The organism is Mesorhizobium sp. PUT5, from assembly GCF_052216645.1.
In the GTDB taxonomy this organism is placed as follows: Bacteria; Pseudomonadota; Alphaproteobacteria; order Rhizobiales; family Rhizobiaceae; genus Mesorhizobium.
In genome coordinates this window covers 2,910,625-2,932,722 of the sequence record NZ_JBQOSO010000003.1, presented here as the reverse complement: position 1 = coordinate 2,932,722, position 22,098 = coordinate 2,910,625, and the positions used below count along the sequence as shown (strand labels likewise).

At 64.7% G+C, this 22,098-nt stretch carries 22 protein-coding genes, 1 tRNA gene and 1 riboswitch; of the genes, 14 read left to right on the top strand and 9 right to left on the bottom strand.

Annotation, left to right across the window (positions count from 1 at the left end; translation table 11 throughout):
* Window positions 1–232 precede the first annotated feature (232 nt).
* Complete coding sequence (locus ACTDI4_RS15785; protein ID WP_442842039.1) at window positions 233–562, top strand: DUF1236 domain-containing protein; 330 nt, start codon at window positions 233–235, stop codon at window positions 560–562.
* A gap of 98 nt (window positions 563–660) precedes the next feature.
* Here the strand turns inward: ACTDI4_RS15785 and ACTDI4_RS15780 are convergent, their stop codons facing one another.
* Window positions 661–897 carry a hypothetical protein gene (locus ACTDI4_RS15780; protein ID WP_442842038.1) on the bottom strand — a complete coding sequence of 79 codons (237 nt, stop codon included), beginning with the start codon at window positions 895–897 and terminating at the stop codon, window positions 661–663.
* Between the two features lie 233 nt (window positions 898–1,130).
* Between ACTDI4_RS15780 and ACTDI4_RS15775 the strand changes: the two genes are divergently transcribed.
* Window positions 1,131–1,433: an XRE family transcriptional regulator gene (locus ACTDI4_RS15775; RefSeq protein ID WP_442842037.1), complete on the top strand. Its 303-nt coding sequence runs from the start codon at window positions 1,131–1,133 to the stop codon at window positions 1,431–1,433.
* 122 nt (window positions 1,434–1,555) lie between these two features.
* Window positions 1,556–1,738 carry a hypothetical protein gene (locus ACTDI4_RS15770; protein ID WP_442842036.1) on the top strand — a complete coding sequence of 61 codons (183 nt, stop codon included), beginning with the start codon at window positions 1,556–1,558 and terminating at the stop codon, window positions 1,736–1,738.
* 15 nt (window positions 1,739–1,753) lie between these two features.
* On the opposite strand, the gene ACTDI4_RS15765 is transcribed toward ACTDI4_RS15770, so the two are convergent.
* Window positions 1,754–2,059: a helix-turn-helix domain-containing protein gene (locus tag ACTDI4_RS15765; protein WP_442843376.1), complete on the bottom strand. Its 306-nt coding sequence runs from the start codon at window positions 2,057–2,059 to the stop codon at window positions 1,754–1,756.
* A 362-nt stretch (window positions 2,060–2,421) separates the two neighbouring features.
* Between ACTDI4_RS15765 and ACTDI4_RS15760 the strand changes: the two genes are divergently transcribed.
* Complete coding sequence (locus tag ACTDI4_RS15760) at window positions 2,422–4,713, top strand: DUF4214 domain-containing protein (RefSeq protein WP_442842035.1); 2,292 nt, start codon at window positions 2,422–2,424, stop codon at window positions 4,711–4,713.
* Between the two features lie 1,181 nt (window positions 4,714–5,894).
* Here the strand turns inward: ACTDI4_RS15760 and ACTDI4_RS15755 are convergent.
* Window positions 5,895–7,520, bottom strand: a complete 1,626-nt coding sequence (locus ACTDI4_RS15755; protein WP_442842034.1) for an ABC transporter substrate-binding protein — start codon at window positions 7,518–7,520, stop codon at window positions 5,895–5,897.
* A gap of 59 nt (window positions 7,521–7,579) precedes the next feature.
* Here ACTDI4_RS15755 and ACTDI4_RS15750 point away from each other — a divergent pair, with 59 nt between their 5' ends.
* Window positions 7,580–8,476, top strand: coding sequence for a LysR family transcriptional regulator (locus ACTDI4_RS15750; protein ID WP_442842033.1), 897 nt, complete (start codon window positions 7,580–7,582; stop codon window positions 8,474–8,476).
* A gap of 35 nt (window positions 8,477–8,511) precedes the next feature.
* Here the strand turns inward: ACTDI4_RS15750 and ACTDI4_RS15745 are convergent, their stop codons facing one another.
* On the bottom strand, window positions 8,512–9,387 hold the full coding sequence (locus ACTDI4_RS15745; RefSeq protein ID WP_442842032.1) for a phytanoyl-CoA dioxygenase family protein: 876 nt from the start codon (window positions 9,385–9,387) through the stop codon (window positions 8,512–8,514).
* 763 nt (window positions 9,388–10,150) lie between these two features.
* The gene (locus ACTDI4_RS15740; RefSeq protein ID WP_442842031.1) at window positions 10,151–10,687 is read right to left on the bottom strand and encodes a hypothetical protein; all 537 of its coding nucleotides are present in this window, start codon (window positions 10,685–10,687) and stop codon (window positions 10,151–10,153) included.
* A 223-nt stretch (window positions 10,688–10,910) separates the two neighbouring features.
* On the opposite strand from ACTDI4_RS15740, the gene ACTDI4_RS15735 reads away from it, so the two are divergent.
* A protein-coding gene (locus tag ACTDI4_RS15735; RefSeq protein WP_442839650.1) for an IS630 family transposase occupies window positions 10,911–11,857 on the top strand; the annotation gives its coding sequence in 2 pieces (ribosomal slippage) (window positions 10,911–11,247 and window positions 11,247–11,857; 948 coding nt in all).
* A gap of 492 nt (window positions 11,858–12,349) precedes the next feature.
* On the opposite strand, the gene ACTDI4_RS15730 is transcribed toward ACTDI4_RS15735, so the two are convergent.
* Window positions 12,350–12,434 (bottom strand) — tRNA-Leu (locus tag ACTDI4_RS15730).
* Between the two features lie 369 nt (window positions 12,435–12,803).
* Between ACTDI4_RS15730 and mgtE the strand changes: the two genes are divergently transcribed.
* From mgtE to ACTDI4_RS15715, 3 genes are all read left to right on the top strand, one after another.
* Window positions 12,804–14,219 (top strand): magnesium transporter, encoded by a 1,416-nt coding sequence (gene mgtE, locus ACTDI4_RS15725; protein ID WP_442842030.1) that lies wholly within the window; start codon window positions 12,804–12,806, stop codon window positions 14,217–14,219.
* Between the two features lie 28 nt (window positions 14,220–14,247).
* Window positions 14,248–15,225 carry an alpha/beta hydrolase gene (locus ACTDI4_RS15720; RefSeq protein ID WP_442842029.1) on the top strand — a complete coding sequence of 326 codons (978 nt, stop codon included), beginning with the start codon at window positions 14,248–14,250 and terminating at the stop codon, window positions 15,223–15,225.
* Window positions 15,226–15,403: 178 nt separating this feature from the next.
* Window positions 15,404–15,790 (top strand): MerR family transcriptional regulator, encoded by a 387-nt coding sequence (locus ACTDI4_RS15715; protein WP_442842028.1) that lies wholly within the window; start codon window positions 15,404–15,406, stop codon window positions 15,788–15,790.
* Between the two features lie 69 nt (window positions 15,791–15,859).
* Here the strand turns inward: ACTDI4_RS15715 and ACTDI4_RS15710 are convergent, their stop codons facing one another.
* Window positions 15,860–16,354: a methyltransferase family protein gene (locus ACTDI4_RS15710; RefSeq protein ID WP_442842027.1), complete on the bottom strand. Its 495-nt coding sequence runs from the start codon at window positions 16,352–16,354 to the stop codon at window positions 15,860–15,862.
* Window positions 16,351–17,349: a DUF1624 domain-containing protein gene (locus ACTDI4_RS15705; RefSeq protein ID WP_442842026.1), complete on the bottom strand. Its 999-nt coding sequence runs from the start codon at window positions 17,347–17,349 to the stop codon at window positions 16,351–16,353. Before ACTDI4_RS15705 ends, ACTDI4_RS15710 begins: the two co-directional genes overlap by 4 nt.
* Window positions 17,350–17,541: 192 nt before the next feature.
* On the opposite strand from ACTDI4_RS15705, the gene ACTDI4_RS15700 reads away from it, so the two are divergent.
* The 5 genes from ACTDI4_RS15700 to cobO all read left to right on the top strand — a co-directional run bounded on the left by ACTDI4_RS15700 (window position 17,542) and on the right by cobO (window position 21,108).
* Window positions 17,542–18,741, top strand: coding sequence for an MFS transporter (locus ACTDI4_RS15700; RefSeq protein ID WP_442842025.1), 1,200 nt, complete (start codon window positions 17,542–17,544; stop codon window positions 18,739–18,741).
* A 65-nt stretch (window positions 18,742–18,806) separates the two neighbouring features.
* A riboswitch (cobalamin riboswitch) is annotated at window positions 18,807–18,998 on the top strand.
* 37 nt (window positions 18,999–19,035) lie between these two features.
* Window positions 19,036–19,215: a CbtB domain-containing protein gene (locus ACTDI4_RS15695; protein ID WP_442842024.1), complete on the top strand. Its 180-nt coding sequence runs from the start codon at window positions 19,036–19,038 to the stop codon at window positions 19,213–19,215.
* Between the two features lie 15 nt (window positions 19,216–19,230).
* Window positions 19,231–19,980 (top strand): CbtA family protein, encoded by a 750-nt coding sequence (locus ACTDI4_RS15690; protein WP_442842023.1) that lies wholly within the window; start codon window positions 19,231–19,233, stop codon window positions 19,978–19,980.
* Window positions 19,973–20,488 (top strand): bifunctional adenosylcobinamide kinase/adenosylcobinamide-phosphate guanylyltransferase, encoded by a 516-nt coding sequence (gene cobU / locus ACTDI4_RS15685; RefSeq protein WP_442842022.1) that lies wholly within the window; start codon window positions 19,973–19,975, stop codon window positions 20,486–20,488. Before ACTDI4_RS15690 ends, cobU begins: the two co-directional genes overlap by 8 nt.
* Window positions 20,488–21,108, top strand: a complete 621-nt coding sequence (cobO, locus tag ACTDI4_RS15680) for a cob(I)yrinic acid a,c-diamide adenosyltransferase (protein ID WP_442842021.1) — start codon at window positions 20,488–20,490, stop codon at window positions 21,106–21,108. The genes cobU and cobO overlap by 1 nt, the downstream gene beginning before the upstream one ends.
* Window positions 21,109–21,122: 14 nt before the next feature.
* On the opposite strand, the gene cbiB is transcribed toward cobO, so the two are convergent.
* Window positions 21,123–22,088, bottom strand: coding sequence for an adenosylcobinamide-phosphate synthase CbiB (gene cbiB / locus ACTDI4_RS15675; RefSeq protein WP_442842020.1), 966 nt, complete (start codon window positions 22,086–22,088; stop codon window positions 21,123–21,125).
* Window positions 22,089–22,098 lie beyond the last annotated feature (10 nt).

Below are 22,098 nucleotides of genomic sequence, written 5' to 3'. Positions count from 1 at the left end.
GGGCTTGAGCCTGATCGAAACGGCGGGCTGCGGGAAATTGTTCCGGCAACGGGCCGCCCGCGCCAAATCCGTCCCCGCCTAAATCGCCCGCGCCAAATCCGTCCCCGCCAAATCCGCCCCGCCGGCACATGCGGCCGGCCGGATCGAAAGCGAAAAAAGCGACATCGGTCCGGAACGCATCGGCCGGCCCGACATTCCCTCCCTAGGCAATCCTGCTTGAAAGGAGAGCAAGATGAAAATGCTTCTTTCGATATGTGCCGTTTGCGCGGTTCTCGCAGGGGCCGGCGTTGCCAGTGCACAGGACACTGTCGTGGTGCCGTCGCCGCGGGCCGGCGCGGTCGTGGTCCAGCCCGAGCAGCAGACCGTCATCCGCGAATATGTGCACAAGAATCCCGTCGCCTCGATCGACATATTGGGGCTGGAGCTGAGCCTGGGTTCGAAGGTGCCGGACACCGTGGTGCTGCACGAGGTGCCCGACATCCCCTACCGCTACGCCGTCGTCGACGGCCGCACGGTCGTGGTCGACCCGGTCACCCATGAGATCGTCGACGTGCTGGACTGATCCGCGCCGATCCGCGCGTGCAGGAAAGCGCAAAAGACACCAACAGGCCCGCCCCGGTTCGCCGGAGCGGGCGCCTTGCGCCCGGCAGGACGAAAATGTCAGCCGCGGTTCCTGGCCCGGTAGCGGGCCCACAGATAGCCGCCCGCCAACAGGGCGCCGGGAATGCCCATGCCGACGATGGGTGCGGGAGCCGACATGGACTTGTCGTGATTGCCGCCCGGACCCCAGCCCAGGCCGGGCGTCGGCCCGCGATCCGGCGGCTGGCCGGCATTGGCGCAGGTGAGCCCGAACAGGCACATCCCCGCGGTGGCGGCCAGCAGAGCAAGACGGGACATAACCAATCCTCCGCGTTCGGAAACCCTCAAGGTCGTCCTCGGCGAGGCGGCCGGCAAGCCCATCGTTGGGTCTAGCTCGTTGCGGACAGGGGCGCCGGCCCGGCGCTTGAGGCGGCCGGCGGCCTCGGCTAGAGCATGATGCGCCCGAGTGGAAACACCTGGCGTCGCATGCATGCGGCAAAATCAATCAGATAGGTGTGGTGCTTCCCGCACCCCAAACCCAGGAGGCCAGCATGATCACCGGTTCCATCTGCAAGGCTGCCCGCGCTCTCGTCGAGGTCAGCCGCGGCAAGCTCGCGGCAAACGCCGGCGTCGACAAGCGCGCCGTCGAGTTCTTCGAGCGCGGCATCCACATCCCCGACGATGCCGCCATCGCCGCCCTTCAATCCGCCCTGGAGGAACTGGGCGCCCTTTTCATCCCGGAGGAAGCCTCGCAGGGCGCCGGCGTCAGGCTGAAATTCAACCGCTCGCTCACGCGGCGCATAGACGCCCTGGAAAACGAGGGCGGGCCCACGGCCAAGGACGACGTGCCCTGAAACCGCCGCGATCCGGCCATTTCGCCGCAGGCGGCGCATTGCCGCGAGGCGGAATGCCCCATTGAGGAGGCGGCGCGCCTGCGGCCAGTCTGGGCTTCGACCGAACTGGAAGGAGTCTGTTCATGGCCTCGGTTTCCCGACGCTCCAAAACCCTGGCGGCCCTCTTCTTCGTGCTTTTGCTGACGTTCTTCGCGGCGGGCACGGGCGTGGGCTTCATGCCGGCGCTCATGGCGCTCGCCTTCGCCGCCACGGTGGCCATATTGTCGGCCTTCATCGCCGTTTCGCTCACCCGGGAAGGCCATTGAGCCGGCCCGCCGCCGTCAGGCGGCCCGTTCCTCCTCGCCGAACAGGATTTCATAGCTGACCGGGTCGTAGAAGGAGAGCAGCTTCTTGACGAAAACCTTCTCGTCCACGCCGAGCGCGCCCGCCCAGTCGCGGTAGCGGGCCGGCGGAATGCGCCCGCGCCCGTTCTCGAGCTGCGAGATGAAGGTGTAGTAGTCCAGGCCGAGCTGACCGGCCAGGCTGCGCTGCGAAAGGCCGGCGGCCTCGCGCAGCGTCCTCAGCCAGGCGCCCGCCTCCAGGCGCAATTCCTGCGTATCGCTTTGGTTTTGCTCGGCTTTCGTCATGTTCACGGCGGCTTGTCCTGCTGCCGGCGCAAGGTCCTGCGCGGCAGCGCTTATCTTCGCTTCCGCTGATATATAGTGACCGGAACGACACCCTTCAAACGGGGGTATGAATTTCACTGCACATTTTGCTTGCACGCCCCGAATCCTTTGGCTAGAACGCCTCTTACCGAAGGAATCGGCGTGCATGGGAGGGGAGGCCCCCTATGCAGGCGTCCCTTTGCGGAGAGTGGGGTTCTCCCCTTTCGCAGTCTTCGGACGGTGCGCACGCGACGGCGCCGCACACCGGGAGGGAAAGAACTGCCCATGCGGGGGCTTGCCCCGGCATGAAGGTTTAACGTCGTTGGAAAGAGGATCCTTCCACAATGGCAACATTCACAAACGCAGAACTGGTCGCCCAGCTCTATATCGGCTTCTACGACCGTGCGCCGGACCCGGTGGGCCTGAACTACTGGGTCGGCCGTCTCGACGCGGGCGTCTCCGTGCAGGACGTCGGCGACTCCTTCGCCGCTTCGCCTGAGGCCGCCGACACCTACCCCTACATCAAGTTCCCGAACCTGTTCACGCCGGACCAGTTCCTCGAGCAGGTGTATCAGAACGTGTTCGGTCGCGCGATCGATGACGATGGCCTCGACTACTACAAGGCCCGCATCGAATCCGGCGAGTCGCTCGGCTCCGTGGTTTCTTCCATCCTCGGCAATGCCACTACCAACGATGGCAGCCCGGATCAGGCCTACATCGCCAACAAGGTTGCGGTCGGTCTGCATTGGGCTGAAGAGGCTGCGGCCACTGGCGCCGACATCTATCAGGATAACGGTCGCCTTAACGCTGCCGCCGACGCATCGGCCAAGGCTGTGATCGCTCTCGTTACCAACGATCCCGATTCGGTCGACGCAGGTAACGATGCCTCCGACGCCTTCTTCGCTACCGGCAACACCGTGACGCTGACCACTGAGGTCCAGGCTCTCACCGGCACTTCGGGCAACGACACTTTCATCGCAGGCTCGTCTGGCATTCTTGTTGGCGGCGCGCAAACCCTCAACCCCGGCGACAGCATCAACGGCGGCGCCGGCAATGATACGCTGGTTCTCTACGGCAACGCCAACGCGGCAGCTTTTGCTGGCGCGAACATCGTGAGCATCGAGACGGTCAACGCCCAGTTGGCTGCAGGAGCGCTCGACGTGTCCGGCAATGCCGATGTTCAGCAGGCGAATGTTATCGGGGGCTCGACCGGCGCGAACGGCGTTACTCTCACGATGGCCCAGACGGCCGGGGTGCAGGGCAATGCCGGTGCCACAGCCAATTTCACGTTCACGGACGCCTCGGCGCTGACGACCGACAGTGCAAATATTGCGCTCAACAACGCCGTCCTTACCGCTGGCATCGCTGTCATTGGCGGCAATGTGGAAACCCTCAACATTGCAGCAGCCGGAACGAACGCGATCGGTAACCTTGATGACGCCTCGCTGACGACCCTGAACATCTCGGGCAAGGGCTCGCTCGAAGCGGTCGTGACGAGTGCCAACGTTACCACGGTGGACGCCAGCGGCAATTCCGGCGGTGTCGATCTGAACCTCATGGCTTCGGCTGCACAGAACCAGACCATCAAGGGCGGTTCGGGCGATGACGTCATCACGACGACTTTCCTCGGTCTGACCAATAAGGACACCATTGATCTGGGCGCAGGTAAGGATGCCCTGATCTTCACCGATGCCACGTCCATCACGACGGCAACCGATGCTGGCAAGTTCGCCAAGGTTTCCGGTGTCGAGGTGCTGGGTACGACTGGGGGAGCCAACCTGACTGTGGACGCCAGCTTGGTGTCGCAGAACGAGTTCGCGGTTGATGGCAATGGTGCGATGATCATCACCAACGCCAGCAATGGCGTCACCGCCGATTTTGGTGCGGGTGTTCACGGGGCGTCCTCGATCGGGCTACTGCTTGGCGCCACGACGGCGAACGTCAATCTTGACGGCGGCGCCGCGATTGCCGACCTTGGCACGAATGGTCTGACGATCACTGGCTCGCAGACGGTGAACCTCGACTCCACTGGTGTCGTGGGCGTCGCAGCGAACACCTTGGGTCTGACTATTGCCGATAACAACCACATCAACATCACCGGCGATCACGCCCTGACGCTGACGCTGACCAACGCATCGCTTGTGACCGGCGAGACAGTCGATGCTTCGGCATTCAGCGCCGTCCTCACCGTCACCGGCACGGCTCAGACCGACAGCATTACCGGCGGTAGCGGCAATGACGTGATCCAGACCAATGGCGGCGCCGACGTTCTGACCGGCGGTGCTGGCAACGACCATTTCGTCATTGATGTAAACGGCGTCGCAACTGCGGCCAATGCCATCAATGTTACGGATTTCGGAAATGGTGCGGACTGGCTCTCGTTTACTGCCATGGCTGATGGTACCGCCGCTAACTACAGCGAAGGGACGGCTGCTGTTGCAGACTACGCTGCGGCATTGACTGCGGCGACGGCTGCGCTCACCGCAACCATCATTTACAGCGTGCAGCAAGTCGGCAGCGACCTCTACGTCTTCGCCGATGTGAATGGAGATCAGGTGCTTGATGCCGCTGACGCGGTGGTGAAGCTGACGGGCGTTTCCCTCGACCACTTCGGCTTTGGGGACATCCACGTTTAACAATTAAGCTCTCCATTTGAGCGAGGGGCCCGCCTTTCCAGGCGGGCCCTTTTTATTTGGGCGGAAATATGTGCGTTGCGAAGTACGCACCATTATTTCGCGCAAGCGCCGGGTGGGATAAACCGGCGCCCCCCGCTTCTTCGTCATCCTCGGGCAAGCGAAGGCGAAGCTGAGCGCGACCCGGGGATCCATGCCCGAGCGCTGCGGCCGCATGAGGCGGTGCAGACGGGACCCTCAACCTGCACCGCCCTGCGCCTCATCGCCGTTCCGGAATGGATCCCCGGGTCGCGCTCAGCTTCGCCTTCGCTTGCCCGAGGATGACGAAGGGTTGCCCTCCCGCGTCGTTTGCCCGGGGATGACGAAGGGGCCGCGTTCCATTGCCATTTGCCCGGGGGCGGCGAAGCGCTTTTATCCACACCTTGCCGGGCCGTCTTATGCTTCCGCCCAGTTCCTCCTGCGGGAAAGCCGATCATGACGGTGGTTGCGCGGGGAGGAACCGGCTTCCGCCGGTGCGGCTAACGTGGCCGTACGGGCGGACCGGATGGATCCGTATGGGTGGTGGCTGGGTCAAGGTCGTCGGGCGCCAATGCCTGCCGGCTCAAGTCAGCGGGCGAAAGCAGCGCTGGGGCTGCCATCTGGAGCGGTCTTTTTGTCCCCTTTGGGGGGCGAAGGGCCGGTCCCGGTCATGGGCGATCCCAACGGGGGTTCCGGAGACGCCGGACGGGCGGCCGCAAGGCCGCATAAGAATTACTCAGATGCGCGACCCTGCGGCCGCCCGTCTTCCCGGCTTCCTTGAGAAGCCAGTTCTTTGACAATGGCCAGACGGGATGAAACCCGGGCGTGGCGAGGATGGTGCGCGCGGCTTGCCGACGGCGAAGGGGCTTTGGGGCCGGCTGCGGCACCGGCAGTCCGACCTTCGCGGCGGCGAACCCATTTTCCCGAATTCCGAGATAGTCGTTCCCCCTTCTCATGCCTTCCAGGACTTGGGCGAGCCATCTATCGTCCTGTCCCAGGAGAAGGGGGAATCCAGGAGAAGGGGGAACGCATGTGCATGGAAACTCCGACACTTCGGCAGACGGAGGAAAGCGGATGCGGAGGCGATTGCGATGATTGCCTGGAACGCCTCCGCAAGGCAGTGCCGGCGTCAATTGTCGGTTCTGCGGGCTCCGATCATGGCGGGATCACGCTAGCCAGGTGTTCTCGAACTGCTGCTCGTAGGCCTGATGCATCCGGTAGCCCATGACCCGCGGCTGCATGTGGCAGAAGAGCTTGCGCCAGTAGGGCTGCACGATGACGCCCGAATCCTGCAGGATGCCCTGCAGGCCCGACATCAGCTCCCGCCTTCTGTCGGCATCCGCGATCGCGTTGGCCCTGTTCAGCTTCTCGTCGAATTCGGCATCGGAGAAGGCGGTCTCGTTCCAGGCGCTTCCGGTCTGATAGGCGAGAGCCAGCGTCTGGATGCCCAGGGGCCGGGCGTTCCAGTTCGTCACCGCGAACGGATAGTCCGTCCAGCCGTTCCAGAAGGCGGCTTCGGGATAGACCGTCCGCTTCACCTTGAAGCCGGCCGCCCTGAGCTGCTGCGCGATGGCGTCGGCGCTTTCCTTGCGGTAGTCCGCCTCCACCGAGATAAGCTCGAACTCGTGGTCGGCGGCGCCGGCTTCGCGCAGGAGCGCCAGGGCGCCCGCAGGGTCGTGCCTGGGCGGCGGAAGCTGCGCATAGTCGGGATGCATCGGCCCGACATGATGGTTCTCCGCCACGGTTCCGAAACCGTCGGCGCCCAGTTGCAGGATCACGTTGTTGTCGATCGCGAGCTGGACCGCATTGCGCACCCGCTGGTCGTCGTAGGGCGCCTGCTTCACGTTCATCCTGGCCACGATCGTCGTGGCCGTGACGATTTCCGACCGCTTCAGCCCCAGCCCGTCCAGCGCGGACACCACCGCCGTCTGGGTCTGGCCGTTGAGGTCGACCTCGTCGGCCTCGAAGGCCGACATCGTGGCCTGGGAATCGATGCCGTAGTCGATCCAGTCGATGCCGTCCAGCCAGACGTTGCCGCCCCACCAGGAGCCATCGGGGCGCCGCCTCGCCGAGGCCCGCGCACCGACCTCGAACTGGACGAGCTCGAACGGACCCGTGCCGATCGGCTGGTCGGAAAGCTGCCGGCCGTTCCGGTCGAAATCCCGGTGCACGATAAGGGCCGGGTAGTCGGTCATGCCGGGGATGATGGTGATGTCGGGCTTGTCGAGATGAAGCCGCACGGTGTGGCCGTCGACGATCTCGATGGCCCCGTCGCGCGCCTTGCCCGTGTCGGCGGAGATAAGCGGCCCCATGCGGCCCGCCATGGAGTTTCCGGGTGCGCTCCTGTCGCACCAGCGGCCGATGTTGAAGGCGACGTCCTGGGCGCCGAAGTCGTCCCCGTTCGACCACTTCACCCCCTTGCGCACCTTGAGCGTGTATTCGGTGGCGTCTTCGTTGATCTCCCAGCCTTCGAGCAGCATGGGCCGGAAGGTGAAGTCGTGGTTCCACCGCACGAGCGGCTCGATGAACTGCATGGCGATGTTGCCCATCTGGGAGACGCTGAAGGCGCGCGGATCCTCCAGCGCCATCACCTGCATGCTGACGCGCAGTATGCCGCCGCGCTTCGGTGCCTCATCCGCCAGGGCGGGGGCCGGCACGGCCAGCCCGAGCATGGAATAGGCCGCCGCGGTGCCGGCGCCGAACACGCTTGCAAGCGCCAGGAATTCCCGCCTGCTGATGCGATCCCTCTCTACGTCCGCCTTCAGGCTGCTCAATATAGGATGTTCTCGCATTCCATTCTCCTCCCATTGTTGAAAATTGCGATATCCTGGAATTCACGCGCGGGGACGGCATGAATCTTTTGACGGCGATGAGGGTGTTCGAACGTGTCGCCACTCTTGGCGGCCTTTCGGCGGCAGGCCGGGAGCTGGGAATGTCGTCCACGGCGGTCAGCCGGCACCTCAAGGAACTGGAGGACGAACTGGGCGTGCGCTTGGTCAACCGCACGACGCGCCGGCTGAACCTCACCGAGGTCGGCCGCAACTATCTGGAGCGCAGCAGGATCCTGCTCGACGAGATCGACGAGCTTCAGGATTCGGCGCGGGGGCTGCACAGCCATCCCCGCGGCCTCGTCAGGGTGTCCTGCTCGAATGTGCTGGGACATACGAGGATCACCGCGCTGATCCCCAAATTCCTGCGGGAGAACCCGCTCGCCTCGGTCGAGTTCAACCTGACCTCGCGCTACGTGGTCGGCGTGGTCGAGGAGGGCTATGACGTGGCCATCCGCTTCGGCGACCAGAGCGACTCCGCCCTGATCGCCCGCCACCTCGGCGAGGTGCGGAACTTCGTGTGCGCGGCTCCCGCCTATTTCGTCCGGCACGGTCGGCCGATCCACCCCGCCGACCTGCAGGGCCACGAATGTGTGCTCAGCAACTACGCCAAGCGGATCGGCACGTGGCCCTTCCAGGGACCGGATGGACCGTTCTCCGTGCCGGTGGGAAGCAGGGTCTCCACCAACAGCGTGGAAGCGGCGTATCAGATGACGATCGCCGGGTTCGGCATCGGAAATCTTCCGAGCCTGCTGGTGAACGATGCGTTGCGCACAGGCAGGCTCGAGGCGGTACTGGAAGAATACCGCCCCGTATCGAGCCCGATCTACGCGCTTTATCCGCATCGCACCTACGTTCCCGCCAAGGTGCGAACCTTCGTCGATTTCCTCATACGCGAGCTGTCCTCCGACCTGATCTGAAACGCCTCATCGGGGACGGGGCCGATCTTCCCCACTCAGTTCCACCAGGCCGTCGTGTCGTATTCCGGGCCGGGATTGGTGAGGAGGCGGTCGTCCTTGCAAAGCCTCGGCTTGTCTCCAAGCGGCGTCGACACCCCGTCGCGGAAGGCCCATTCGCCCCTTTCGGTGGCGTCCGCCCTGACATAGCTCGAGAGCAAGAAAGCCCGGTCGTAGTCGGATTTGTTGGGAGACGAGCCGTGCACGGTGAGCAGGCCCCAGACGGCCAGGTCTCCCGGCTCGAGCAGCAGATCGACGATGCTGGAGGGGTCGATCCCGACATTGCGGAGCTCATCCTCGGCGGTCAGGCCCTTCATCAGCATTCCGTCATGGCTATCGTCCGACAGGCCGAGATACCCCAGCTTGTGGCTTCCGGGAACGACCTGCAGGCATCCGTTCTCCCTGGTGGCGCGGTCCACCGCCAGCCCGGTGGTCACCGTCGAGGCCGCCACCTTTTCCAGGTCGTCGCCCTTGCGGAACCGGATGTCCTGATGGAAGCGGTAGCCGGTGACGTTCACGCCCGGCGGCTTCCAGTGGATCTGCTGCGCAACCTGCTTGATGTCGGAGCCGAGCAGCCCCTTCAGCAGCCGGTAGTAGTCATCGCTGCGCCGGACCTGTTCAAAATACTCGTTGATCCAGGAAAACCAGTAGGCCTGCAGCACGTAGCGCCTGCCGAAATGGCTTTCAGGCAGCACCTGGAAGCTCAGATTTCCATTGCGATAGGTGGCGTGATGCCTCAGGCCTTCATCGTATACCGCTTGTGCTTCCCGCTGCAGCCGGACCACATCGTCGCCGTCGATGAATTGGCGGACGATGGTATAGCCCTCCTCACGATACTGCTCGTTCGCTTGCCTGGCTTGATGCTCCGTAATCACGGACTCTCTCCTGATCGATTGTCAGGAAGAGCCTACATAGGCCGCGCTGCCGAATGAATGCCGCGAAAGCGGGAACCAGTTTCCCGTTTTACGGGAAAATCGGCGGAGGATTTCTCGGCTGCTGCCAGCCACCAAGCCGGTCGCGGAGCGAAGAAGGGCGAGGCTACGCCTAGCCGCGCGTCACCCGGCGAATGGCGGGTGATGCGAAGGATAGATCACCATCCAATTGAATTGCACGCTGCTCTTTCGTGGCCACCTTCCTTTAGCTATGATGACGGCGCGTCCGGAAGCTGCGCTTTGAGAGCTAAATCGGTGCCTTGGTAACGGGTATTATTAAAATCAGCGGCTTGATTTTAAGGCCGCTTTAACCATGAAAGGGGCCTTTTCGGCCCGGGTGAGCATTGGCGGAACTGAGGGCAAAGGGCCACGAAGGTAAGCAGGAGCACATGCGGGCCGCCGAGTAGACACCAGATTCAATGCCGGTCTAGTACGATGGACAACACCGCAAACGACGAAACACCGGGACAAATTCGCGAGCGCCTTGTCGGGGATGTCGAGAAGTGCAAACGCGCCTTAGCGAATGTAGTGACGTCCTTTCATGCCGGATCCGTATCACACCCGGGACGTAACAACGCCATGAGATCGGCTGGAAAATACGCAAGAGCGAAAAAATGTCTTGAGAAGGCGATGCTCCTTCTAGAGGAGCATGATCACAAAAATTCATCAAGACCATGAACTAATTGTAAATATCGATGAGCGTCGGCTATCTGATTTGCCTGTGATTATTGTCTATTTCTCTTTCATCGAAAATTGTATCGACAAGATCTATGAATTTCTTTGAGTATATTTCTCTTGAGCTGTCCTTTTTGTTTAAATCTTTATGTAATATACTTTTAATATAGTTTTCATGTACGATACCAATTTGCCATTTTATAACGTCATCATATGAATTTCCATCGATATAATTTACGCAATCATCGAACGCTGATAGCATTATCGAAACAAATGTAACGTATTTATCACTTTCGAATACGTCATCCGCTTTGTATTTTGCGGTTGAAAGTTCTGGATGTTCCATGCACATTTTAAGGTAATCTCGATATAACTCTTTTGCATACTCCTCCCTGCTTAACTTTCTTTCTTCAGAATATTTCCTTTCTTCTCTGTCTTTGTCTGTCTTCTCGCGTCTAATATTTGCCTTATATTCCCCATATGCGACAAAGAAGGCGCTAATGACGAATATGACGGCAATAACATTTGCAATATCGAGTCCAGGCTGAACCTGAGTTTCAATCTTCATTTTCGTGATGAAGTCGACCAGAGACGACAGCATAGCCCTACTCCTTCGAATAGACGCAGCGATATTCTCGGTGCAGTGTTACTGTGCACGCCAATATTGTTCCGAAGAGCTGCTATGACGATAGTGGTCTAGAGCGGATTTCGACCGTTATGAATCGAGAGTGGATTCCCTCGGAGCGTAATTTCTGATTCAGGATCCGTGCTGGTGATGGAGGCCGGCATGGATGGGCCAACCTCTTTCGATGGATTTGCGTTCGCGGCTTCTGGCGGCGGTTGATGATGGTATGAGCTGCCGTGCGGCAGCCGCTCGCTTTGGCGTTGCACCATCGACGGCGATCCGCTGGCAGGCGCAGCGCCGGGAAACTGGCGACTTTTCTCCCAAACCACAGGGCGGCGATATGCGGTCACGCCGGATCGAGGAGCGTGGGGCGGACATCCTGGCGATTTGGGAAGCGCGCAGGGACACCTCGCTTGAGGAACTGCGCCTGGCGCTGATCGAGATCGGCTTGCACGTCTCGATCGCCGGGCTCCACCGCTTCTTCGCGCGCCGTGGCATGACGCGCAAAAAAAGACTGGCCATGCCGTCGAGCAAGACCGTCCCGATATCCTGAAGCAGCGCCGGGCCTGGTTCGACGGCCAGATCGATCTGGAACCGGAGCGTCTTGTGTTCATCGACGAAACATGGACCACCACCAACATGACCCGCAGCCATGGACGCTGCCCAAAAGGCGAGCGGCTGCGGATGGGCTTCCCGCATGGCCACCGCAAGACCACCACGCTCGTGGCCGGGCTGCGCATGAGTGGCATGGTCGCACCGATGGTGCTGGATCGGCCGATCAACGGCGACTGGTTTGAAGCCTATGTCACTCAGGTTCTCGTGCCGGAACTGCGCCCCGGTGACGTTGTCGTCATGGATAATCTGTCGAGCCACAAGCGGGCCTCGGTGCGCGAACACATCCAGGCAGCGGGCGCGACACTGCGCTTCCTTCCGCCCTACAGCCCGGACTTCAACCCCATTGAGAAAGCCTTCTCCCGCCTCAAGGCCATGCTGCGCAAGGCGGGAGAGCGAACCGTCGGCGGCCTCTGGAGCCTGATCGGCAAGCTCGTCGATATCTTCCAGCCTAACGAATGCGCCAACTACTTCACTTCATGTGGTTATGAGCCAGACTGATCGAAAACCGCTCTAATTGGAAACAGCCAATTACATCATTTGGCTACGGAGCTATGGGGTCGCCAAGCTTGCCATTGCGGGCGCGGCGATAGGGGGAGCAACTGGGAATTCCGCTCACAATGGGGCGAGGTTCGGAAAGTGGCTTTGCCGCCGTCCTGTGCGGATGGCATCAAGCCGGCGTGACCAGTATCTCCCGTCGTTTCGACAGAGACGGCCGATGCGCGTCATGCTGGATCCCCGCGGGGCGGCGAAGGCGCGGTCAGGCCCTTGGTGATGCAGATTGGATGACGCAAGTCTTTCGCAGTGGCGGGCGCGTGCGTCCTTCGTCAGGTCGAAGAACGCCACAACGCAATTGCGGCTGCCGAAGGGGGGCGGCTCGCCCGGGATGCGCACGGTCCAGCCAAGACGGCGCCACATGTCGCGAATGCGACGGCCTGCGCCTTAAAATTTTCCAGGAGAAAACAAGTATTTATGCTGGCCATTTTTGGCGAATGGTGCGGTCGAGAAGACTCGAACTTCCACGGGTTGCCCCACAGCGACCTCAACGCTGCGCGTCTACCAATTCCGCCACGACCGCACGTGGTAGAAGCCGGAACCGTCCGGCTCGCGGCCTGTAGCAAATCGCTTCCGGCGAAACAAGAGCGCTGTGCGCAATATTCTCGCCGATCGTGGACAAGCTGTCGCCATTGCCGCCGGCGACCGCGATTCACGCCTTCGTCATGTTCCTGCCGCATGCCGCTCCTGTCGCCGGAAGGGCGCACGGGGAAGGGCAGCGGGGCGGGAGGCCGCGCCGATTCGCACGGCGGCGGAAGGGCAGGGCGCAGGCTCGCGGCCGCAACCCTTTGCGCAGGGAGGGAATTGTTGTCGAAACCGCTTTCTTCCCGCCGCTGCAATGCGCTAGGGCGTAGCGACGGGATTTTCCGCAGTCCGGCAGCCGGAGACGCCGATGGAAGGCCATGACCAGCATGCGGGCAGCGCCGAGGCCGAAAAGGGGCGCGCCGACATCTACGACGAGGACGGCGTCATCCGCGCCTCGTTCCTGTCGCAGGTCGGCGCGGCCATCGCCGACCGCGACACGCTGGCGCTGAAGCACGATGTCGGCGACCTGCACCAGTCCGAGCTGGGCCACCTGCTTGAGGCCATGCTGCCCGACCAGCGCCGCGCGCTGGTGGAACTGCTGGGCACCGATTTCGACTTTTCCGCGCTGACCGAGGTGGACGAGGCCATTCGCCTCGACATCGTCGACCACATGCCCAACGCGCAGATCGCGCAGGCGGTGCAGGACCTCGATTCGGACGACGCCGTCTACATCCTGGAGGACCTCGACCAGGAGGACCGCGACGAGATCCTGTCGCAGCTTCCCTTCACCGAGCGCGTGCGGCTGCGGCGCGCGCTGGACTATCCTGAAGAGACGGCCGGCCGGCGCATGCAGACCGAGTTCGTCGCCGTGCCGCCGTTCTGGACCATCGGCCAGACCATCGACTACATGCGCGAGGACAAGAACCTACCGGACCGCTTCAGCCAGATCTTCGTCATCGACCCCACCTTCAAGCTGCTGGGCGCCATCGACCTCGACCAGATCCTGCGTTCCAGGCGCGCGGTGACGGTGGAGGACGTCATGCACGAGACGCGCCACGCCATCCCCGCCACCATGGACCAGGAGGAGGCTGCGCGCGAGTTCGAGCAGTACGACCTGCTTTCCGCCGCCGTGGTGGACGAGAACGACCGGCTGGTGGGCGTGCTCACCATCGACGACGTGGTCGACGTCATCCAGGAGGAGGCTGAGGAGGACCTTTTGCGCATGGGCGGCGTCGGCGACGAGGAACTGTCGGACTCCATCCTGTCGGCCTCGCGCTCGCGTGTGCCGTGGCTGCTGGTCAACCTGTTCACCGCCTTCCTGGCCGCGTCGGTCATCGGCCTGTTCGACGAGACCATCCAGCGCATCGTGGCGCTGGCGGTGCTGATGCCGATCGTGGCCGGCATGGGCGGCAATGCCGGCTCGCAGACCATGACGGTGACGGTGCGCGCGCTCGCCACCCGCGACCTCGACATCTACAATGCCTGGCGCGTCATCCGGCGCGAGGTCGGCGTCGGATTCATCAACGGCGCGGTGTTTGCCGTGCTGATCGGCGCGGTGGCGGCGACCTGGTTCCAGAACGTCAACCTGGGCGGCATCATCGGCGCGGCCATGATCATCAACATGTTCGCCGCAGCGCTCGCCGGCATCCTCATCCCGCTCACCCTCGACCGCTTCAAGGTCGACCCGGCGGTCGCTTCCGCCGTCTTCGTGACCACCGTGACCGACGTGGTGGGCTTCTTCGCCTTCCTCGGCCTGGCGACCTGGTGGTTCGGCGCGCCGTGAGTCCCCGGCCGGAAGAAAGGAAGCGGCCATGCGCCTCGTCGTCCTGCTCGCCGGCATCGTGGGGTTCGCCATGACTTCGGGCGCCGCCGCGATCGAGATCGAGGCGCCTGGCCCGCAGGGCCCGCTGGCCGGTACGCTTCTGCCGGCGGCGGGCGCAACTGGGCTCGCGACGGGGCCGATCGTGCTCATCGTTCCGGGATCCGGCCCGACCGACCGCGACGGAAACAGTCCGCTGGGCATCAGGGCCTCCGCCTACCGGCTGCTGGCCGAGGGATTGGCTGCCCGGGGCATCTCCACGGTGCGCATCGACATGCGCGGCATGTTCGCCAGCGCGCGGGCGGTGCCGGACGCCAACGCCGTCACCATCGCAGACTATGCGCAGGACGTGCGTGCATGGGTCGGCGCGATACGGGCGAAAACCGGCGCGCCTTGCGTTTGGGTGCTGGGCCACAGCGAGGGCGGCCTTGTGGCGCTGGCGGCGGCGGCCGGAAACGACGCCGGCATCTGCGGGCTGGTGTTGGCGGCGGCGCCGGGCCGGCCGCTGGGCGAGGTCCTGCGCGAGCAATTTTCCTCGAACCCGGCCAACGCGCCCATCCTGGCGGAGGCGCTGGCGGCCGTTTCGGCGCTGGAGGCAGGCCGGCGGCCGGACGTTGCGCGCATGCACCCGGCGCTGCGGCCGATCTTCGATCCGAAGGTGCAGGATTTTCTCATCGACACCTTGGCCGTCGACCCGGCGCGGCTGATCGCGGATTGCCGCAAGCCGGTTCTCATCCTGCAGGGCGAGCGCGACCTGCAGACCTCCGTGACCGATGCCGAGCGCTTGAAAGCGGCGGCGCCACAGGCCAGGCTCGTGCTGCTGCCCGATACCAACCATGTGCTGAAAAAGGTCGGCACGGCGGATCGTTCCGCCAATCTCGGCACCTACGGCGATCCGCACCTGCCGCTTGCGCCGGGCGTCGTGGACGCCATCGCTGGCTTTGTCGCCCCGACGCCCGGAAATCGCTGACGTTTGCCGTTGAAATTGACTTTTACGTAAATGCCGTGCGAAATCCCGTTGCGGCGACCGGACTTGGGCTGGCCGATTCCTACGGCAGCGGCCGTTCCGACAGCGAGCCGTTCCGACAGGGAAACGACTGCGCCGCAGCCTTTTCGAGAGCCCCTGACTGCCGATGCGCGGAGCGACGATGCGGGAATATTATTCGATCACCGAACTGACGCGCGAATTCGATATCTCGACGCGCACGCTGCGCTTCTACGAGGACGAGGGGCTGATCCAGCCGGTCCGGCGCGGGCGCACGCGGCTGTTCCGCCCGTCCGACCGGCATCTCATACGCCAGATCCTGCGCGGCAAGCGGCTCGGCTTCTCCATCAGCGAGATCCGCGAGATCATCCAGATGTACAGGGAGCCGCCGGGGGAGGTGGGCCAGCTCAAGCTGATGATCAGGCGCATCGAGGAGAAGCGCGACGGCCTGCGCCAGAAGCGGCGCGACCTGGAGGAGACGCTGACCGAACTCGACCAGGCCGAGGAAGCCTGCGTGGAGCGGCTGGCGGAACTGGGCGTCAACACCTGAGCCAGAGCGGCGGCGTCGCGCGCCATTGCGCACGATCGAGGAGCGCGGGTTTCCTTGCAGGGGCCTTTCTCAAATCCAGCGGCGCACGCGCCTGGAATAGTCGCGGTAGCGCTTGCCGAAGCGCTCGGCCAACATCTTCTCCTCGAACTCGATGGCGAGCTTGGTGGTGAGGAAGGCGGCCACGAAGGCGAGCAGCAGGAACCAGACGCTGCCGACGATCAGGCCGATGCCGATCAGCAGCACCGTGTTGGCGAGATAGATGGGATTGCGACTCACCGCGAAGGGCCCGGCGGTCAGAAGATGTTCGGGCGTGCCTTTCGGGTTCAGCGTGGTGCGGGCGCGCAGCATCATGCGGATGGCGCTGATCCACAGCGCCGCCACCGCCAGCAGGCAGAGCCAGCCGATAGCGAAGAGGATGTCGGCCAGCACGCCGCCGAGCCAGGGCAGCGGCAGGAACAGGTCGAGCGCCACGCCCGCGACGACGGCCACGAGATAGATCAGCGGCGGCCAGGGCATGCCGTGCCTTTGCCTGCCCAACTTGCCGTTCCCAGGCTCGCTTTTCATGGTGTCTGCCCTCCCTCCATGGCGCCGTCGGTTTCGGCCGTGCAGGTGGCGGCGAGGTCGCGCACCGTTTGCTGGAAGGCGTCGTCGCCGCTGCCCTTGTAGAGTTTTTCCAGCAGCCCTTCGCCCTGCAGCCTGCCCAGCATGCAGCCACAATAGCGCGTGCAGAAGGCGCCGTCGCGGGTTTCGGCGCAGCTTGCCCGGCAGGCGTCGGCGAAGCCTTCCTGCGGCGGGCGGCTTTGGGGCGGCATGAACTGCGCGAACAGCCAGACGCAGGCGATCAGCACCGGCTGGTGGACCAGATAGACCGCCAGGCTGTGGCGGCCGGCAAAGGCCAGCGGGCGCGTCCAGCCCGGCTGCGGCAGCGCCGCCAGCCGTGTCAGCAGGCCGTACGATCGGGCAAGCTGGGTGATGCCCATGCCGGTCAGCACCGCGCCGAACCACGGAAACAGCGGCACATAGTCGTTGGAGCGTGGATCGGCGCTGGAAAGGCCGACCCACCACAGGGCAGGGTGGTCGAAAAAATCCGAGCGCAGGTAGTGGGGCGCCGCAACGACCAGCGCTGCGGCGGCGAGCGTGAGCAGCGCCGGCAGGCGCAGGAAGGCGAGGCCGAGCACGCTCGCCAGGGCGATCTGGTGAAGGATGCCGAAGAAGATGAAGCTGTCGGGCGTGGCAAGGCGCGTCGCCGCCGTGATGGCCAGCGCGGCCGCCACGATCATGCCCAGCCGCTTGCCGAAGCCGTTCCAGCGGATGCCGTCGGCGTGCGCCAGCACGAGGCTGACGCCGACGAGGAACAGGAAGGTCGAGGCGATGCAGCGCGCATAGATCTTCCACGGGCCGAAGGCGGTCAGGCCGGCATGGGCGTAGCCGAAGAACTCGAGGTCCCAGGTGAAGTGGTAGCTGGCCATGGCCACGAGCGCGGCGCCGCGCAGCATGTCGATGGCGATGATGCGTTTGGTTCGTGCCGGGGCGGTTCCGGTCGGCTGTTCGGCGGTCATGGTCCCGGCTCTTTCGCGCCCGACGAGGGGTAGAGGCAAAGACGCCGCCTGTAAAGTTGGGCCAGCGACGGAAAGTCGTTGGCCGGCTTCGCATTCCGGCCGCTTCCGGTCGGTTTCCTGCTACTGACGGCGCGCGGCAATGCGCACAGTCCCGCATGCTGATCCGCTTCCGGGAGACGGGTGACATCCTTAATGGCAACGCATGTCCGCCATCCTATGTGGCTTGCGCAGGTGCGGACTGCGGGCGCGCGCACCTTCGCGTCTCTCTATTCAATCGAATCCTTCGCGCGCGCCACCGTCGCCAGCGTCATCCCGATCCAGGCCTACGAGATTCTGCGCAACGAGCAGACCGTGTCCATGCTCTACACCCTGGTGTCGCTGCTTGGCCTGTCGGTGACGCTGTTCATGCCGATCTTCATCCGCCGCTTCGCGCGGCGCTGGGTCTACACGGCGGGCGCCTGCCTGCTCGCAGTCGGTTCGCTCTTCTTCGTCACGCACACGCTCTGGGGGCAGTTCCTGGGCATGCTGTGCCGGGTCATGGGGGCCAGCGCGCTGTCGATCACGCTCAACCTCTACATCATGGACCACATCCGCAAGACGGATTTCATGCGCGCGGAATCGCTGCGCATGGCCTGGTCGATGTTCGCCTGGACCGGAGGGCCGACGCTCGGCATCTTCCTCTACACGCACTACGGCATCTATGCCGCCCACGGCGCGGTCGCGGTCTTCGCCGTCGTCCTGCTGGCGCTGTTCTGGTTCTACCGGCTGAGCGACAATCCGATGATCGCCGCCGGCAAGAGCCGCGCCGCCAACCCGCTGGCCAATATCGGCCGTTTCCTGCGCCAGCCGCGCCTGCGCCTGGCGTGGCTGATCGCCTTCGGCCGCTCCTGCTACTGGACCACCTTCTTCGTCTACGGTCCCCTGTTCATGGTCATCACCGGGCAGGGCGAACTGGCGGGGGGCCTTCTGGTGTCCGCCGGCAACGCGCTTCTGTTCGCGGCGATCTTCTGGGGAAGGGCGGGCAGGCGCTTCGGCGCCCGGCGCATCATCACGCTGGCCTTCGCGGCCATGTCGGCGCTGCTGTTTTCTGCCGGCGCCGTGGGCGAGGCGGTGCCGCTGCTGACGGCGGGCCTGCTGCTGTGCGGCGCCTTCTTCACCATCGCCATCGACGCGCTGGGCTCCACCGCCTTCATGCGGGCCGTGCGCTCCTATGAGCGGCCGCAGATGGCGGCCGTCTATCGCACCTATCTCGATTTTTCGGAACTGACCCCGCCGCTGGTCTATTCCGTGGTGCTGACCTTTTTCGGCCTCGGCTCGGTGTTCGCCACGCTGGGCTGCCTGACGGCGGCCTGCGCGATCGTGACCTGGATCTACCTGCCGAAATCGTTGTGAGCGGCGCCCGGGCGCATGGAAGCGCCGATGACGGATTCGGATTTGCCGGACGGTGCGATTCTTCCTATAGTGGCCCGGTCGCCGGTCCCGTGAGGGACCGAGAGGGAATGCGGTGCGGGCTTCGGCCCAATGCCGCTGCTGCCCCCGCAACTGTGTGCGGTAGTCCTCTCCCAAGAGCCACTGGAGGTTTTCTCCGGGAAGGCGGGAAAGGGCGCTGATCCGCGAGCCAGGAGACCTGCCGGCGACGTCGAAAATGGCTTCAGTGCCCTCGGGTGGAGGGTGAAAGGAACAGACATGAACACGGCTTCGGCTTCTCTCGGGGCGGCTGCTTCTTCGCAGTCGCGCTATGTCCAGCTCGCCATGGCGGCGCTGCTGGGCGTCTTCGTCATCGGCTTCGTCGGCTTCTCGCATATCGATGCGGTCCACAATGCCGCGCACGACAACCGCCATTCCATGGCGTTTCCCTGCCACTGACGAGGTAACGCCATCATGAACGTATTTCGCAACGTCGTGTTCGTCGCGGCGATCGCCGGGCTTGTGGCCGGGGTCGCCCTGGCCCTGATGCAGGCCTATGCCACCGTGCCGCTGATCCTGAAGGCGGAAGTCTATGAGGAGGCCGGCGGCGGCCACCACCACGACCACGCCGCCGTCGAAAGTGCCGCGCCGGGCGACGAGACCGCCGCACCCGCCGAAGAGGAGCATGAAGCCTGGGAGCCCGCCGACGGCTTCGAGCGCTTCGCCTACACGGTGCTCTCCAACGTCGTCACCGGCATCGGCTTCGCGCTGATCCTGGTCGCGGTATCCGAGCTTGCCGGCGGCATCGGCAACTGGCGCCAGGGCGTATTCTGGGGGCTGGCGGGCTTTTCCGTGTTCACCCTCGCGCCCGGCCTCGGCCTGCCGCCCGAGCTTCCGGCCATGCCCGCCGCCGACCTTGCCGCGCGCCAGGTCTGGTGGGTGGCGACGGTGCTTGCCACCGCCGCCGGGCTGGCGCTGATCGCCTTCCGCAAGTCGCTGCCGCTGACGCTGCTGGCCGTGGTGCTGATTGTGGCGCCCCACATCGTCGGCGCGCCGCAGCCCGACAGCTTCGAGACGCCGATCCCCGAAGGTCTCCACCATCAATTCGTGGTGGCGGTGACGATCACCAACCTGCTGTTCTGGCTGGTGCTCGGCGCGGTGGCAGGCGTCGTGCGCGGCCGCGTCACCGGCGAGGCGGCGAGCCTGCGCGACAGCTTTGCCTGAGGCCGGCACGCTGACCCTGCTGATCGGCGGCGCGCGCTCCGGCAAGAGCGCGCACGCCGAGAGGCTGGTGGCGGGCCATGCCGCGCCATGGGCCTATATCGCCACCGCGCAGGCACATGATGCGGAGATGGCCGAGCGCATCGGCCATCACCGCGCCCGCCGAAGCGAGGGGTGGGAAACGATCGAGGCGCCGCTCGACCTTGCCGGGGCGCTGGCCGCGCTGCCGCCGGGGCGGCCGGCGCTGGTCGATTGCCTGACGCTATGGCTGACCAACCACATGCTGGCCGAACATGATCTGGAAGCCGAGTGCGCCCGGCTGGCGGATGTTCTGGCGCGCCCGCGCGGACCGTGGTTCGTCGTCTCCAACGAGGTGGGGCAGGGCATCGTGCCCGACAACGCGCTGGCGCGCCGGTTCCGCGACGAGGCCGGCCGGCTGAACCAGAAGGCGGCGGCAGCGGCCGACGCGGTGCTTCTGATGGTGGCGGGACTGCCGCTGAAGGTGAAGTGATGGACAAGACCGACATTTCCGATGAGGAGGCCGCGCGCCACCGCGCCAAGATGGCCAGGCGCAAGCAGGTGCAGGACGCCGAGGTCGCCGGCAAGACGGTGGAGAAGGGCCTGCTCATCGTCAACACCGGCCCCGGCAAGGGCAAGACCACGGCCGCCTTCGGGCTGGCGCTGAGGATGCTCGGCCATGGCCGGCGCGTCGGCGTGGTGCAGTTCATCAAGGGCGCCTGGAGCACAGGCGAAAGGGACGCTTTCGCGGCCTTCGGCGACAGGGTTTCCTGGCATACGATGGGCGAGGGCTTCACCTGGGAGACGCAGGACCTCAAGCGCGACGTGGCAGCGGCGGAAGCGGCCTGGGAAAAGGCGCTGGAGCTGATGGCCGATCCGTCGATCGGCCTCGTGGTGCTGGACGAACTGAACATCGCGCTGCGCTACGACTATCTCGACATCGACAAGGTGGTCGCGGCGCTGGCGGGCCGGCGCGCGGGCCTGCATGTCGTCGTCACCGGCCGCAACGCCAAGCCGGCGCTTGTCGAGGCGGCCGATCTCGTCACCGAGATGGGCTCGACCAAGCACCATTTTTCCGCCGGCGTGAAAGCGCAGCAGGGCATCGAGTTCTGAGCCGCGCTACCGCCTCATGCGAGGACGGCCAGCGCCACGGCCCCGAACAGGGCGACGAGCAGGAAGTCGGCCATCCAGTAGAGCCGGAGCGCGCGGCGGATGTCGGCGCTGGTGGCATCGCGACGGCCGCCTTTGCCCATGAAGGCGTCGTCCACCATGACCCCGCCATAGGCGCGCGGGCCGGCAAGCGCCAGGCCGAGCGCGCCGGCCATCGCCGCCTCCGGCCAGCCGGCGTTGGGCGAGCGGTGGTTCCGCGCGTCGCGCCGCAGGGCGCGCCAGGCGTTGCCGGCATTCGCGCCCGGCATGATGAAGGCGGCGGCAATGACGAGCAGCGCCGTGAGCCGCGAGGCTGGCAGGTTGACGAGGTCGTCGAAGCGCGCCGCCGCCCAGCCGAAGGCTTCGTGGCGCGGCGTGCGATGGCCGATCATGGAATCGGCGGTGTTGACGGCCTTGTAGGCCGCGCCGCCCGCCAGGCCGCCGATGCCCAACCACAAGGCCGGCGCGACGATGCCGTCGGAAAAATTCTCGGCCAGGCTTTCTATCGCGGCGCGGCACACGCCTGCCTCGTCCAGCTTTTCCGGATCGCGGCCGACGATCATCGACACCGCTTTGCGGCCGGCCTGCAGGCCGCCCTCGTCAAGCGCCTCGGCCACCGCCCCGACGTGGCCGCCAAGGCTTTTCTGCGCAAGCAGGCTGCTTGCCAGCAGCGCCACGGCAAGCATGCCGAGCGGCAGCTTCAACAAAAGGTGCTCGACGATGTCGCCAAGTGCGGCGGGCACCAGCACGACGACGGCAAGCGCGGCGATGCCGGCCATGCGACGGCGTTCGTCGGTATCGGTCGCTCGGTTGAGCCGGCAATCGGCAAAGGCTATCAGCCTTCCCAGCCACGTCACCGGATGGCCGATGGCGCGAAAGAGGCGGTCGGGATAGCCGAGGCCGAGTTCGGCGAGCAGCGACAGGAAGGCAAGGAGCGGCGACATGGGGCTTCCC